The 12,444-nt window shown below is 56.7% G+C and carries 16 protein-coding genes; 11 read left to right on the top strand and 5 right to left on the bottom strand.

The genetic code is table 11. From position 1 onward, the window contains the following. Positions 1 to 35: 35 nt before the first annotated feature. The 5 genes from yghU to B472_RS08925 are packed head-to-tail and all read right to left on the bottom strand — an operon-like array spanning position 36 to position 3,456. Positions 36 to 908: a glutathione-dependent disulfide-bond oxidoreductase gene (yghU, locus tag B472_RS08945; protein WP_019426885.1), complete on the bottom strand. Its 873-nt coding sequence runs from the start codon at positions 906 to 908 to the stop codon at positions 36 to 38. A 40-nt stretch (positions 909 to 948) separates the two neighbouring features. Further along, entirely contained in the window at positions 949 to 1,959 is a 1,011-nt protein-coding gene (gene lipA / locus B472_RS08940; RefSeq protein ID WP_026039520.1) for a lipoyl synthase, read from the bottom strand. 58 nt (positions 1,960 to 2,017) lie between these two features. Continuing rightward, on the bottom strand, positions 2,018 to 2,680 hold the full coding sequence (lipB, locus tag B472_RS08935; protein WP_081504953.1) for a lipoyl(octanoyl) transferase LipB: 663 nt from the start codon (positions 2,678 to 2,680) through the stop codon (positions 2,018 to 2,020). Between the two features lie 2 nt (positions 2,681 to 2,682). After that, complete coding sequence (locus tag B472_RS08930; protein WP_019426882.1) at positions 2,683 to 2,982, bottom strand: DUF493 family protein; 300 nt, start codon at positions 2,980 to 2,982, stop codon at positions 2,683 to 2,685. A gap of 27 nt (positions 2,983 to 3,009) precedes the next feature. Further along, positions 3,010 to 3,456, bottom strand: a complete 447-nt coding sequence (locus B472_RS08925; RefSeq protein WP_019426881.1) for a CopD family protein — start codon at positions 3,454 to 3,456, stop codon at positions 3,010 to 3,012. Between the two features lie 195 nt (positions 3,457 to 3,651). On the opposite strand from B472_RS08925, the gene B472_RS08920 reads away from it, so the two are divergent. From B472_RS08920 to B472_RS08870, 11 genes are all read left to right on the top strand, one after another. Beyond that, positions 3,652 to 4,167, top strand: coding sequence for an ATP synthase subunit I (locus B472_RS08920; protein WP_019426880.1), 516 nt, complete (start codon positions 3,652 to 3,654; stop codon positions 4,165 to 4,167). Between the two features lie 18 nt (positions 4,168 to 4,185). Next, positions 4,186 to 5,064, top strand: coding sequence for a F0F1 ATP synthase subunit A (gene atpB, locus B472_RS08915; protein ID WP_019426879.1), 879 nt, complete (start codon positions 4,186 to 4,188; stop codon positions 5,062 to 5,064). A gap of 56 nt (positions 5,065 to 5,120) precedes the next feature. Beyond that, positions 5,121 to 5,369 carry a F0F1 ATP synthase subunit C gene (atpE, locus tag B472_RS08910; protein ID WP_019426878.1) on the top strand — a complete coding sequence of 83 codons (249 nt, stop codon included), beginning with the start codon at positions 5,121 to 5,123 and terminating at the stop codon, positions 5,367 to 5,369. A gap of 36 nt (positions 5,370 to 5,405) precedes the next feature. Beyond that, complete coding sequence (locus tag B472_RS08905; RefSeq protein ID WP_026039518.1) at positions 5,406 to 5,876, top strand: F0F1 ATP synthase subunit B; 471 nt, start codon at positions 5,406 to 5,408, stop codon at positions 5,874 to 5,876. Positions 5,877 to 5,898: 22 nt separating this feature from the next. After that, on the top strand, positions 5,899 to 6,429 hold the full coding sequence (locus B472_RS08900) for a F0F1 ATP synthase subunit delta (protein ID WP_019426876.1): 531 nt from the start codon (positions 5,899 to 5,901) through the stop codon (positions 6,427 to 6,429). Between the two features lie 44 nt (positions 6,430 to 6,473). Further along, positions 6,474 to 8,027, top strand: a complete 1,554-nt coding sequence (atpA, locus tag B472_RS08895; RefSeq protein WP_019426875.1) for a F0F1 ATP synthase subunit alpha — start codon at positions 6,474 to 6,476, stop codon at positions 8,025 to 8,027. Between the two features lie 27 nt (positions 8,028 to 8,054). Then, positions 8,055 to 8,939 (top strand): F0F1 ATP synthase subunit gamma, encoded by an 885-nt coding sequence (gene atpG / locus B472_RS08890; RefSeq protein WP_019426874.1) that lies wholly within the window; start codon positions 8,055 to 8,057, stop codon positions 8,937 to 8,939. Between the two features lie 38 nt (positions 8,940 to 8,977). Then, complete coding sequence (gene atpD, locus B472_RS08885) at positions 8,978 to 10,381, top strand: F0F1 ATP synthase subunit beta (RefSeq protein ID WP_019426873.1); 1,404 nt, start codon at positions 8,978 to 8,980, stop codon at positions 10,379 to 10,381. 67 nt (positions 10,382 to 10,448) lie between these two features. Next, positions 10,449 to 10,862: a F0F1 ATP synthase subunit epsilon gene (locus B472_RS08880; protein WP_019426872.1), complete on the top strand. Its 414-nt coding sequence runs from the start codon at positions 10,449 to 10,451 to the stop codon at positions 10,860 to 10,862. 117 nt (positions 10,863 to 10,979) lie between these two features. After that, complete coding sequence (locus tag B472_RS08875) at positions 10,980 to 11,429, top strand: nuclear transport factor 2 family protein (protein ID WP_026039517.1); 450 nt, start codon at positions 10,980 to 10,982, stop codon at positions 11,427 to 11,429. Between the two features lie 4 nt (positions 11,430 to 11,433). Further along, positions 11,434 to 12,438, top strand: a complete 1,005-nt coding sequence (locus tag B472_RS08870) for a YheT family hydrolase (protein WP_019426870.1) — start codon at positions 11,434 to 11,436, stop codon at positions 12,436 to 12,438. Positions 12,439 to 12,444 lie beyond the last annotated feature (6 nt).

Genomic DNA, 12,444 nt, shown 5'->3' with positions numbered 1-12,444 from the left:
ACCGCTCAGCGGGCGATGCCAGCCCTTTGCAGGTCTTAGGCCTGTTTGATTTTGTCTTGCGTGCGGGTATCGAAGTCGCTGGCGTGATGGCGTTCGTGCAACTGTGACTCTGGCGCCCCCATCACGCGGTTGACCATGCGGCCGCGTTGCACCGCAGGGCGTTGGGCCAGTTCTTCGGCCCAACGTTGCACATGGGTGTATTCGTGCACTTGTAAAAACTCGCCGGCTTCGTAGAGGATGCCTTTGGCCAGCGCGCCGTACCAAGGCCAGATGGCGATATCGGCGATCGTGTAGTCGTCACCCGCCATGAAACGGCTTTGTGCCAAGCGCTTGTCGAGCACGTCCATTTCGCGTTTGACCTCCATGGCAAAGCGGTCGATGGCGTATTCAATCTTGATGGGGGCGTAGGCGTAAAAATGCCCAAAGCCGCCACCTAAATAAGGCGCGCTGCCCATTTGCCAAAACAGCCACGACAGGCACTCGGCCCGAAGCGCTGGGTCGGTGGGCACCAAGGCGCCAAACTTTTCGGCCAAGTACAACAAAATCGCGCCCGACTCGAAAACGCGCACAGCTTGGTCGCCACTGCAGTCCAGCATCGCCGGGATTTTGGAGTTGGGGTTCACGCTGACAAAGCCGCTGCTGAACTGCTGGCCTTCGTTGATGCGGATCAGCCAAGCATCGTATTCGGCACCTGCATGCCCCAAAGCGAGCAGTTCTTCGAGCATCACGGTGACTTTGACGCCGTTGGGCGTGCCCAGCGAGTAAAGCTGCAGTGGGTGCTGGCCACGCGGCAGGTCTTGTTCATGGGTGGCGCCCGAGATGGGGCGGTTGATGTTGGCAAAGCGTCCGCCGTTGGCTTTGTTCCAAGTCCAGACAGAGGGTGGGGTGTAAGCGCTGGTGTCGGTCATGGTGCGATGTCCGTGTCAACGGGTCTTGAAAGGGGCGGCTTCATGCCTTGTCTGCCAAGCTCATGTGCGCCGAATGCGCCTGCTGGTCGGCGTGGTAGCTGCTGCGCACCATGGCGCCTACAGCCGCGTGAGAAAAGCCCATTTCATAGGCTTTGGCCTCGAACATTTTGAAGGTGTCGGGGTGCACGTAGCGGCGCACCGGCAGGTGGCTGTTGCTGGGGGCGAGGTACTGGCCAATGGTCAGCATCTCGATGTTGTGCGCGCGCATGTCACGCATGACCTCGAGAATCTCTTCGTCGGTCTCGCCCAGGCCCACCATCAGGCCGCTCTTGGTGGGCACATTCGGGAACAGGGCCTTGAACTTTTTCAGCAGGTTCAGCGAGAACTGGTAATCCGAGCCGGGGCGCGCTTCCTTGTACAGGCGCGGCACAGTTTCCATGTTGTGGTTCATCACATCAGGCGGTGCGGCTTTCAGGATTTCCAGGGCGCGGTCATCGCGGCCTCGGAAATCGGGCACCAGCACCTCAATCTGGGTGGTGGGTGACCACTCGCGCGTCTTGCGGATGCAATCCACAAAGTGGCCAGCACCACCGTCACGCAGGTCATCGCGGTCCACGCTGGTGATGACCACGTATTGCAGTTGGAGTTGCGCAATCGTTTTGGCCAAGTTGTCGGGTTCGTTCACATCCAGAGGATCGGGGCGACCGTGGCCCACGTCGCAAAACGGGCAGCGCCGTGTGCACTTGTCGCCCATGATCATGAAGGTGGCCGTGCCCTTGCCAAAGCACTCGCCGATGTTGGGGCAACTGGCTTCTTCGCACACCGTCACCAGTTTATTGGTGCGCAGGATGTCCTTGATCTCGTAGAAGCGGGTGGAGGGCGAGCCGGCCTTGACGCGGATCCATTCGGGCTTTTTCAGCACCTCGGCCTGTTCGACCTTGACCGGAATGCGCGAGAGTTTGGCCGCTGCTTTTTGCTTGGCCATGGGGTCATAGTTTTCAACGCTTTGCGCTTCGCGAACCACGTTGCGTTCGGTGGGGGTGTTGCTCATCAGTTTCTTTCGGTCGCCGCACGGCGGCGGGTCAGGTGCGTCCATTGGGGGCGGTGTTTCACAGACGGGCGGCGAGTTGGCCGGCCAGCACCCGGGCGGCTTCTTCCCAAGTGGTTTCTACACCGATTGTAAAAAGGTCCACGGTTTTCAAGCCGGCATGGCCACAGGGGTTGATGCGCTCAAAGGGTTGAAGGTCCATGGCCACGTTCAGGGCTACACCGTGGTAAGTGCAGTGGCGGCTGACCTTGATGCCCAGCGCGCTGATTTTGCCCAGGCCCTTGAACGGGTCGGCCGCCGGGGTTGGGCCGATCAGGGCCGCGTGGCTGAAGGGGTCGTCCAGACGCACATAGATGCCGGGCGCACCCGCCACCCGGTGGCCCGTCACGCCAAAGTGCGCCAAGGTCCGGATGATGGACTCCTCCAACTTGAAGACATATTCCTTGACGAAATAGCCCGCGCGTTGCAAGTTGACCAAGGGGTAAGCCATGACTTGGCCGGGGCCATGAAAAGTGACTTGTCCTCCCCGGTTGGTCTGGACCACCGGAATGTCGCCGGGTACCAACAAGTGCGAGGCCAAGCCAGCCAGCCCTTGGGTGAAAACGGGCGGATGTTCACACAGCCAAAGTTCATCGGGGCTGCTGGGTGTGCGAGCGGCCGTGAAAGCCTGCATGGCTTCGTAGGTGGGCAAGTACGCCACCTGCCCAAGAAGCCGAACGTCCATGCTCACAGCACAATCTTGACCATCGGGTGCGAGGTCAGGGCGCGGTAGAGGTCGTCCAGCTGTTCGCGGCTGGTGGCCGTGATGTTGAGCGTCACGCCCAAGTAATTGCCGCCTTTGCTGGGGCGCAACTCGATGGTTCGTGCGTCAAACCCCGGGTCAAATTGCAGGGCCACTTGGCACATGGCTTCGGCAAAACCGTCGACCATGGCGCCCATGACCTTGATGGGAAAGACCGAGGGGTATTCGATCAGGGTGTCTTTGCGCGGGTCGGTGCCTGCGGGCGGTGTCATGGATGCGCTCATGGTGGGTATGGATGGTGAACTGCAAGCTTAACGCCAGACCGCCACCGCCAGAATCGCCAGCCACCCAAGGACAAAGTTGGTCAGTACCAGTGGATGGATTTGACCGAGGGCTTTGCCTGCCTTGGGCCAGTCAGCAGCGGAAACAGCGGCTTTGAGTCGGCGAAATGGCGCAAACCAGATGTGCGTAAAGATCAAGCTCATCAACAGACCCAAAACCGACATGGCGTACCAACCTTTAGGCGCCAAATGGGTGTCGGTCATGGACCACATCCACAGGCCCGAGCCCAGCAAGAGTGCGATCGATACCCAGACCATCCAAAAAAAACGGGACAAGACGGCGGTCATCAGCGTTAAACGCTCAGGTGCTGCCATTTGGGCAATGGCCACAGGCCGCAAAGCGAAAATAACCAATGCCATACCGCCAAGCCACACGATGCCTGCGCTCAAGTGAACCAATCCAATCCATTCGTACATAAAACTCCCCCGGCATCTCTTGCCAGATGAACGATTCACCCAGCAATCCATTGGACATTGTCGCTCTTGGGCTCAGAAGCTTACAATTCAAAGGGATTTGTCGACATGCTTTTGTTGGTCAGGCACTGGTTTCTACGTATAATCTAGAGCTTTGCAGGAATTACCGTGTTCTGTGTAACTTCGGTGTAATTTGTCATGGTCAAAATCGCCTCATTGTCAAAAAAAGGCACTTCGGCCGACACGACAGGTCCTGCGGAAGAAGGTCTTGACACTGAATTCAAGCCATTGACAGCGGAACAAGCGCAAGCTTGGAGGCAACAAAACCAGGCGGTCTCGCCTTGGCATGTATTGGCTTTGCAGGTGGCTGTCGGTGTCATGACGGCAGCCCTGATCGGGTTGATCGGCGGTCAGTTTCGACTGGCCTTGTCGGCTGCATGGGGGACTTTGGCGGTGGTGTTGCCGGCGGTCGTATTTGTTCGGGCCATGAGCAGGCAAATGCGGGTTGCGCCATCGACTTCTGCATTGGTGGGGTTTTTTGTGTGGGAGTTGGTCAAGATCATCTTGACGGTGGCGTTGCTTTTGGTGGCGCCCATTGTGATTTCGGAATTGAACTGGTTCGCCTTGGTGGCCGGTTTTGTGGTGACGATGAAGGTTTACTGGCTGGCCATGTGGCTGGGTTGGATGAAGCCCAAATCGAAGTCAAACGTTTAATGAATGGATTGAAGATCTATGTCTGCTGAAAACGCTGGCGCAAATGCCCCAACGGCTGGAGAGTACATCCAGCACCACCTGCAACACTTGCAAATGAACTTTTCATTCGAAGGTGTCAAGCAGACAAGCATTGTTGACTTCAGTCTGTTCAATCTGGACTCGGTCTTTTTCTCTGTCGTTCTGGGTGTGTTTGGCTGTTTCTTTTTGTGGTCGGCCGCCCGCAAAGCGACTTCTGGTGTTCCTGGTCGATTCCAGGCAGCGGTCGAGATCTTGTCCGAAATGGTGGAAAACCAGGCCAAGGGTGTGATCCGGAACGAAAAGAGCCGCAAACTGATCTCGCCTTTGGCATTGACCGTCTTCGTTTGGATCTTCTTGATGAACGCCATGGACATGTTGCCTGTCGATCTGCTCCCTGCAGCTTGGCATGCCGCCGGTCCGGCTTTGGGTTTCAAGGATTACATGCGCGTGGTGCCCACGGCTGATTTGTCGACGACGCTGGGCCTTTCATGTTCCGTGCTGCTCATCTGCCTTTTCTACAACATCAAGATCAAGGGCTTGGGCGGATGGTCCCATGAGCTGGTGGCTGCGCCTTTTGGAGACCATTGGATTCTTTATCCGATCAACTTTTTGATGCAGATGATCGAATATCTGGCCAAGACTGTTTCGCATGGCATGCGATTGTTTGGCAACATGTTTGCGGGTGAGTTGGTGTTCATGTTGATCGCCCTGATGGGTGGTGGCTGGGCATTGTCAACCACTGGCGTGGGACTGGCCATCGGTCATGTCATTGCCGGTACTGTGTGGACGCTGTTCCACATCTTGGTGATCACCTTGCAAGCCTTCATCTTTATGATGTTGACCTTGGTCTACACAGGCCAGGCGCACGACGCACATTGATGACACTTTTTCCCTTGTTTTTTCTTTCTATTTCCACTCACTTTTAGGAGCTTCTCATGGAAAACATTCTCGGCCTGGTGGCATTGGCTTGCGGTTTGATCGTTGGCTTGGGTGCCTTGGGCGCCTCAATTGGCATCGGCATGATGGGTGGCAAATTCCTCGAATCTGGTGCACGTCAGCCAGAGTTGATGAACGAATTGCAGACCAAAATGTTCTTGTTGGCAGGTCTGATCGACGCTGCTTTCCTGATTGGTGTGGCCATCGCTTTGCTGTTTGCCTTCGCCAACCCCTTCGTCCTGAAGTAATCCACGTACCTCTTCCAACAGAAGAAGGACTGAACCGTGAACATTAACGCTACTCTGTTCATTCAGATGATCGTTTTTGCGATTCTGGTGTGGTTCACGATGAAATTCGTGTGGCCCCCGATCACAAAAGCGCTCGACGAACGGGCACTGAAAATCGCTGACGGCCTCGCTGCAGCAGACAAAGCCAAAGCCGAACTCTCCAGCGCCAATGCGCGTGTAGAGGCCGAGTTGGCCCAGTCTCGCAATGAGACGGCTTCGCGCTTGGCTGACGCCGAGCGCCGTGCAAATGGCATCGTTGAAGAAGCCAAAGTTCGTGCCACCGAAGAAGGCAACAAGATCATTGCCGCTGCAAAGGCTGAAGCCGAGCAGCAGGCAGTCAAGGCCCGCGAAGCCCTGCGTGAGCAAGTCGCTGCCTTGGCTGTGAAGGGCGCTGAGCAGATTCTCCGCAAGGAAGTCAACGCCGGTGTCCACGCTGATCTGCTGAGCCGCCTCAAGACCGAGCTGTAAAAAGCTCCAGCCAGAGAAGACCATGGCAGAACTTGCTACCATCGCCCGCCCTTATGCCGAAGCGCTTTTCAAGGCGCAGGCATCCGATCTTGCTGGCACGGCCGCTTGGCTGGACGAACTCGCTGCGGTTGCCGACAACGCGCAACTTCAGCAGTTCATCGACAGCCCCAAAGTGTCCGACGAGCAGGCATTTGAGCTGATCTCTGGCGTGGTGCGTACACCACTGTCCGAGGCTGGCAAAAATTTCCTGCGCCTGGTGATCGAAAACCGCCGTCTCAGTGCGCTGCCTGTCGTCGCACAGCAGTACCGGGCCCTCATGAATGCGCAAGGTGGCACCGCTGACGCGGTGGTTTACAGCGCATTTCCCATCGACGCTTCGGCCTTGGCTGATTTGTCGTCCACGCTCGAAAAACGATTTGCGCGCAAGCTCAACGTGAGCGTCGAATTGGATGCAGCCTTGATTGGCGGCATCCGTGTGGTGGTGGGTGACGAGGTGCTCGATACCTCTGTCAAGGCCCGACTGGAACAAATGAAATCGGCCCTCACCGCTTGATGCGGATTGAGACCGGACATATTTAAAGAAAGAAGGAAAGAGTCATGCAACTCAATCCCGCAGAAATTTCTGAACTGATCAAGAGCCGCATTGAAGGGCTGTCCGCCAGCGCCGATATCCGCAACCAAGGCACTGTGGTGTCTGTGACCGACGGTATCGTTCGTGTGCACGGCCTGTCCGATGTGATGCAGGGCGAAATGCTCGAATTCCCATCCACAGCCGATGGCGCTGCCACTTTTGGTCTGGCACTGAACCTCGAGCGTGACTCGGTGGGCGCCGTGATCTTGGGTGAATACGAGCACATCTCTGAAGGCGACACGGTCAAGTGCACCGGCCGCATTTTGGAAGTCCCCGTCGGTCCCGAATTGATTGGCCGCGTGGTGAACGCTTTGGGTCAGCCGATCGACGGCAAAGGCCCCATCGACGCCAAGATGACCGACGTGATCGAAAAAGTCGCCCCTGGCGTGATCGCTCGTAAATCGGTGGACCAGCCCATGCAAACGGGTCTGAAGTCGATCGACTCCATGGTGCCCGTGGGTCGTGGTCAGCGCGAATTGATCATTGGTGACCGTCAGACTGGCAAAACTGCCGTCGCGATCGATGCCATCATCAACCAAAAAGGTCAGAACATGACCTGCGTTTACGTCGCGATCGGCCAAAAGGCGTCGTCGATCAAAAACGTGGTGCGCGCTTTGGAGCAAGCTGGCGCGATGGAATACACCATCGTCGTGGCTGCCTCTGCCTCTGAATCCGCTGCCATGCAGTACGTGTCGGCCTACTCTGGCTGCACCATGGGCGAATACTTCCGTGACCGTGGCGAAGATGCTTTGATCGTTTATGACGATCTGTCCAAGCAAGCTGTGGCTTACCGTCAAGTCTCTTTGCTCTTGCGCCGCCCACCAGGCCGCGAAGCCTACCCTGGCGACGTGTTCTATTTGCACAGCCGTCTGCTCGAGCGCGCAGCCCGCGTGAACGCCGACTATGTCGAAGCCTTCACCAAGGGCGCAGTGACTGGCAAGACAGGTTCTTTGACGGCTCTGCCCATCATTGAAACCCAAGCCGGTGACGTGTCAGCTTTCGTGCCTACCAACGTGATTTCGATCACTGACGGTCAGATCTTCTTGGAAACCTCCTTGTTCAACGCCGGTATCCGCCCTGCGATCAACGCCGGTATTTCGGTGTCTCGTGTGGGTAGCTCGGCGCAAACCAAGATCATCAAAGGTCAGTCCGGTGGTATCCGTACCGACTTGGCCCAGTACCGTGAATTGGCGGCTTTCGCTCAGTTCGCCTCCGATCTGGACGAGTCCACACGCAAGCAACTCGACCGCGGTGCCCGCGTGACCGAATTGCTCAAGCAAGCCCAGTACAGCCCTCTGTCGATCAGCTTGATGGGTGCCAGCTTGTTCGCGGTCAACAAAGGTTTCATGGACGACATCGACGTCAAGAAAGTCTTGGCATTCGAACACGGCTTGCATGCTTACCTCAAGGACTCGTGCGCAGCACTGTTGGCCAAAATTGAAAGCTCCAAAGCTTTGGACAAAGAGGCGGAAGCCGAATTGACCACAGCTGTCGCAGCGTTCAAGAAAAGCTTTGCTTAATTTCCACCTGATCAAAAGGAGCCACTGATGGCATCGGGCAAGGAACTACGCACCAAGATCAAATCGGTGGAAAACACCAAGAAGATCACCAAGGCCATGGAGATGATTTCCGTCTCCAAAATGCGCAAAGCGCAGGAGCGTATGCGCACGGCCCGGCCTTACAGCGAGAAGATTCGCACCATTGCGACGCATCTCGGCCAGGCCAACCCTGAGTATGTGCACCCCTTCATGAAGCGCAACGACGGCAAGTCGGTGGGCTTCATTGTGGTCACCACGGACAAGGGTTTGTGTGGCGGTTTGAACACCAACTTGTTGCGTGCTGTGACCGTTCAATTGCGCGAAACGCAGGCACAAGGCAAAACACCCGCGGCCGTGGCGATTGGCGGCAAGGGGCTGGGTTTTCTCAACCGGGTCAATGCCAAAGTGGTTTCTCACGTGACCCAATTGGGTGACAAGCCGCACCTCGACAAGTTGATTGGCCCTGTTAAGGTGCTGCTCGACGCTTATGCTGCAGGCGAAGTGAGCGCTGTTTATCTGTGCTACAACAAGTTTGTCAGCACCATGGTTCAGCAACCGACCATCGACATGCTGTTGCCATTGTCAACGGCCGATATGCAGGCCGAAACCAAAGCATCCGGCCACACGCACGCTTGGGATTACATCTACGAGCCCGATGCCCAAACGGTCATTGACGAGTTGTTGGTTCGTTATGCAGAAGCTTTGGCGTACCAAGCCGTGGCCGAAAACATGGCGTCCGAGCACGCAGCACGGATGGTGGCCATGAAGGCTGCAACCGACAACGCAGGCAATGTGATTGGCGAACTCAAGTTGGTCTACAACAAGACACGTCAAGCGGCCATCACCAAAGAACTGTCGGAAATCGTCTCTGGCGCAGCCGCGATCAGCGGTTGATTCCCAGTTCAGCAAATTCAAATTATTTGGAGCGAAAAATGCAAGCCCAAGGAAAAATTGTTCAGTGTATTGGTGCTGTGGTCGACGTGGAATTTCCACGCAACCAGATGCCCAAGGTTTATGACGCACTCAAAATGGAAGGCTCCGCGCTGACCCTGGAAGTGCAGCAACAACTCGGCGACGGCATCGTGCGTACCATTGCGCTCGGTTCTTCTGACGGTCTGCGCCGCGGTCTGATGGTGTCCAACACCGGCAAAGCGATCACAGTGCCCGTGGGCAAAGCCACATTGGGCCGCATCATGGACGTGTTGGGCTCGCCCATCGACGAGCGTGGTCCTGTGAGCCAAGAACTCACCGCTTCTATTCACCGCAAAGCCCCGGCTTATGACGAATTGAGCCCTTCGCAAGAACTGCTCGAAACCGGTATCAAGGTGATTGACTTGGTTTGCCCCTTTGCCAAAGGCGGTAAGGTCGGTTTGTTCGGTGGCGCCGGTGTGGGCAAGACCGTGAACATGATGGAACTCATCAACAACATCGCCAAGGCGCACAGCGGTTTGTCCGTGTTCGCTGGTGTGGGTGAGCGTACCCGTGAAGGCAACGACTTCTACCACGAGATGGCCGATTCCGGCGTCGTGAACCTCGAGAACCTGCCCGAGTCCAAAGTGGCCATGGTGTACGGTCAGATGAACGAGCCACCAGGCAACCGTTTGCGCGTCGCCTTGACGGGTTTGACCATTGCCGAATCCTTCCGTGACGAAGGCAAAGACGTGTTGTTCTTCGTGGACAACATCTACCGCTACACACTGGCCGGTACCGAAGTGTCCGCCTTGTTGGGCCGTATGCCATCTGCTGTGGGTTACCAACCTACGCTGGCCGAAGAAATGGGCCGTTTGCAAGAACGTATCACGTCGACCAAAGTGGGTTCGATCACCTCCATCCAGGCCGTTTACGTGCCCGCCGATGACTTGACCGACCCATCACCTGCCACCACCTTTGCCCACTTGGACTCCACTGTGGTGTTGTCTCGTGACATCGCTTCGCTCGGTATCTACCCTGCTGTGGATCCTTTGGACTCCACCAGCCGCCAGCTCGATCCATTGGTGGTGGGTCAAGACCACTACGAAACAGCTCGCGCAGTGCAGGGCACTCTGCAGCGCTACCGCGAACTGCGCGACATCATCGCGATCATGGGCATGGACGACTTGGCCCCTGAAGACAAGTTGGCTGTGGCCCGTGCCCGCAAGATCCAGCGTTTCCTGTCGCAGCCCTTCCACGTGGCTGAAGTGTTCACGGGCTCTCCTGGCAAATACGTCACCTTGGCCGAAACTATCCGTGGTTTCAAGATGATTGTGGCTGGCGAGTGCGATCACCTGCCAGAGCAAGCCTTCTACATGGTCGGCACCATCGACGAAGCTTTCGAAAAGGCCAAAAAGGCAGCTTAAGCCCGCATGGGGGATGCTGACAAGCTCCCCCCAAGCCCGCTTGAAAGCACCTTTTTAAGGAGTAAACATGAACACCATCCACGTTGATGTGGTCAGTGCAGAAGAGACCATCTGGTCGGGCAAAGCCCGATTTGTGGCCTTGCCGGGTGAGTCTGGCGAATTGGGTATTTACCCACGCCACACCCCCCTGATCACCCGCATCAAAGCCGGCTCGGTTCGCATCGAAAAAGCCGACGGCGGCGAGGAATTTGTTTTCGTGGCCGGTGGCATTTTGGAAGTGCAGCCTGACTGCGTGACCGTGCTGTCCGACACCGCGATCCGCGGCAAAGACCTCGACGAAGAAAAGGCCAACGCCGCCAAGCAATTGGCAGAAGAGGCCATGCGCAATGCCAAAAGCGAAATCGATTTGGCTGTGGCCCAATCTGAGTTGGCTGTTTTGGCCGCACAGTTGTCTGCGCTGCGCAAGTACCGTAAAAAGTAAGCGGCTTGAACGACCATGCCTGTCCCCTTGGGTACGGCAACACACACAACCCGGTGCAGCAGTGCAACCGGGTTTTTTGTTGGCAAAATGACAGCACGCCCACAAGAAAACATGAGTATGAAACGCGAAAAAATGAATGCTGCTTTATTGGGTGGTACGCCTGATGATGTGGAGCAGGCTTTCTATGAAGCCTTGCACAACGCCGATCTGGACAAACTCATGGCGTGTTGGGCAGAAGAGGACGACATTGTGTGTGTCCATCCAGGAGGAGGCCGCATGATTGGCGTCGGTGCCATCAGGGCCACATTTGAAAACATGTTCAACAACGGGAGCGTTCAAGCTTACCCAGAACGCATCCACAAAATTGAATCTTTGGCGTCTTCAGTGCACCATCTTGTGGAGCGTGTAGAAATCATCACGCCTCAAGGCGCCAAGCATGCGTATGTGATTGCCACCAACGTGTACCACAAGACGGCGCAGGGCTGGCGCATGGTCGCGCACCACACCAGCCCCGGAACAGCCAATGACACTGCAGATACCGGCGCCAAACCGACGGTGTTGCACTGACCCGATGAAATATGCTGCACCCGTTTGGCTGCCGGGCGGCCATGCCCAAACCATCTGGTCTGCGCTGTGTGCCAAGAAAAGAGATCGAGCAGCATTGCCACTGCAGCGGACCCGATGGAACACCCCAGATGGTGACTTCATGGATGTCGATCACCAAAGCGCAAGTTCTGGCAGCAGACCGATGTTGGTGTTGTTTCATGGTCTTGAAGGCTCTTCGGCCAGCCATTACGCGCAGGCCTTCGCCGATTGGTCGGCCGAGCAAGACATCCATCTGGCGATGCCCCATTTCAGGGGCTGCAGTGGCCAGATCAACCTCGCACCGCGGGCTTACCATTCAGGCGATCACACCGAGATCGATTGGGTCCTCAAACGCTTGAACCAAGAGCATCGGCAAAGAGGAGGAAGCGTGTTGGTGGCCGCCGGCGTATCACTGGGTGGGAATGCGTTGATGCGCTGGGCAGCCGAACACGGACAGCAGGCACGTCAAACCGCCGATGCCATAGCATCCGTCTGCTCACCCTTGGACCTGGCCCAAAGTGGGGCAGCGATAGGACAAGGTCTGAACCGGTACATCTACACCCCGATGTTCTTGCGAAGCATGAAGCCCAAAGCCCTGGCCAAATGGGCGCAGTTTCCGGGCTTGTTCGATAAAAAAGCCATGTTGAATGCATCGGATCTCTATGAATTTGACAATGTCTTCACAGCCCCATTGCATGGTTTCAAAGACACCCAGGATTACTGGTCCCGCGCATCGGCCAAGCCGTTGATGAGCGAGATCCGATTGCCCGCATTGGCTTTGAACGCCTGCAACGATCCCTTTGTGCCCTTGCGGAGCTTGCCTCAAAAAAACGAGGTCTCCCAAAGTGTCACCCTGTGGCAACCGCAGCAAGGAGGCCACGTGGGATTCGCATCGGGTGCCTGGCCGGGCCATGTTTTGGACTTGCCGAAAGCGGTGGGCAGTTGGCTCTTGTCTGCAGCAGGTCAGAGCCTATTGCGGCCGCAGTCGTGAAAGGGG

This window comes from Limnohabitans sp. Rim28 (assembly GCF_000293865.2).
Classification (GTDB): domain Bacteria; phylum Pseudomonadota; class Gammaproteobacteria; order Burkholderiales; family Burkholderiaceae_C; genus Limnohabitans_A.
The sequence above is the reverse complement of the archived record's forward strand: the minus strand, read 5'-3'. Positions and strand labels throughout refer to the sequence as shown.

What these genes read in the sequence shown, in the direction of transcription:
- lipB (WP_081504953.1), bottom strand. Translation starts at nt 2,680, where the DNA reads ATGGACGTTCGGCTTCTTGGGCAGGTGGCGTACTTGCCCACCTACGAA.
- atpE (WP_019426878.1), top strand. Translation starts at nt 5,121, where the DNA reads ATGGAAAACATTCTCGGCCTGGTGGCATTGGCTTGCGGTTTGATCGTT.
- B472_RS08900 (WP_019426876.1), top strand. Translation starts at nt 5,899, where the DNA reads ATGGCAGAACTTGCTACCATCGCCCGCCCTTATGCCGAAGCGCTTTTC.
- atpG (WP_019426874.1), top strand. Translation starts at nt 8,055, where the DNA reads ATGGCATCGGGCAAGGAACTACGCACCAAGATCAAATCGGTGGAAAAC.
- B472_RS08880 (WP_019426872.1), top strand. Translation starts at nt 10,449, where the DNA reads ATGAACACCATCCACGTTGATGTGGTCAGTGCAGAAGAGACCATCTGG.
- yghU (WP_019426885.1), bottom strand. Translation starts at nt 908, where the DNA reads ATGACCGACACCAGCGCTTACACCCCACCCTCTGTCTGGACTTGGAAC.
- atpA (WP_019426875.1), top strand. Translation starts at nt 6,474, where the DNA reads ATGCAACTCAATCCCGCAGAAATTTCTGAACTGATCAAGAGCCGCATT.
- B472_RS08875 (WP_026039517.1), top strand. Translation starts at nt 10,980, where the DNA reads ATGAAACGCGAAAAAATGAATGCTGCTTTATTGGGTGGTACGCCTGAT.
- B472_RS08925 (WP_019426881.1), bottom strand. Translation starts at nt 3,456, where the DNA reads ATGTACGAATGGATTGGATTGGTTCACTTGAGCGCAGGCATCGTGTGG.
- B472_RS08930 (WP_019426882.1), bottom strand. Translation starts at nt 2,982, where the DNA reads ATGAGCGCATCCATGACACCGCCCGCAGGCACCGACCCGCGCAAAGAC.
- atpB (WP_019426879.1), top strand. Translation starts at nt 4,186, where the DNA reads ATGTCTGCTGAAAACGCTGGCGCAAATGCCCCAACGGCTGGAGAGTAC.
- B472_RS08920 (WP_019426880.1), top strand. Translation starts at nt 3,652, where the DNA reads ATGGTCAAAATCGCCTCATTGTCAAAAAAAGGCACTTCGGCCGACACG.
- lipA (WP_026039520.1), bottom strand. Translation starts at nt 1,959, where the DNA reads ATGAGCAACACCCCCACCGAACGCAACGTGGTTCGCGAAGCGCAAAGC.
- atpD (WP_019426873.1), top strand. Translation starts at nt 8,978, where the DNA reads ATGCAAGCCCAAGGAAAAATTGTTCAGTGTATTGGTGCTGTGGTCGAC.
- B472_RS08870 (WP_019426870.1), top strand. Translation starts at nt 11,434, where the DNA reads ATGAAATATGCTGCACCCGTTTGGCTGCCGGGCGGCCATGCCCAAACC.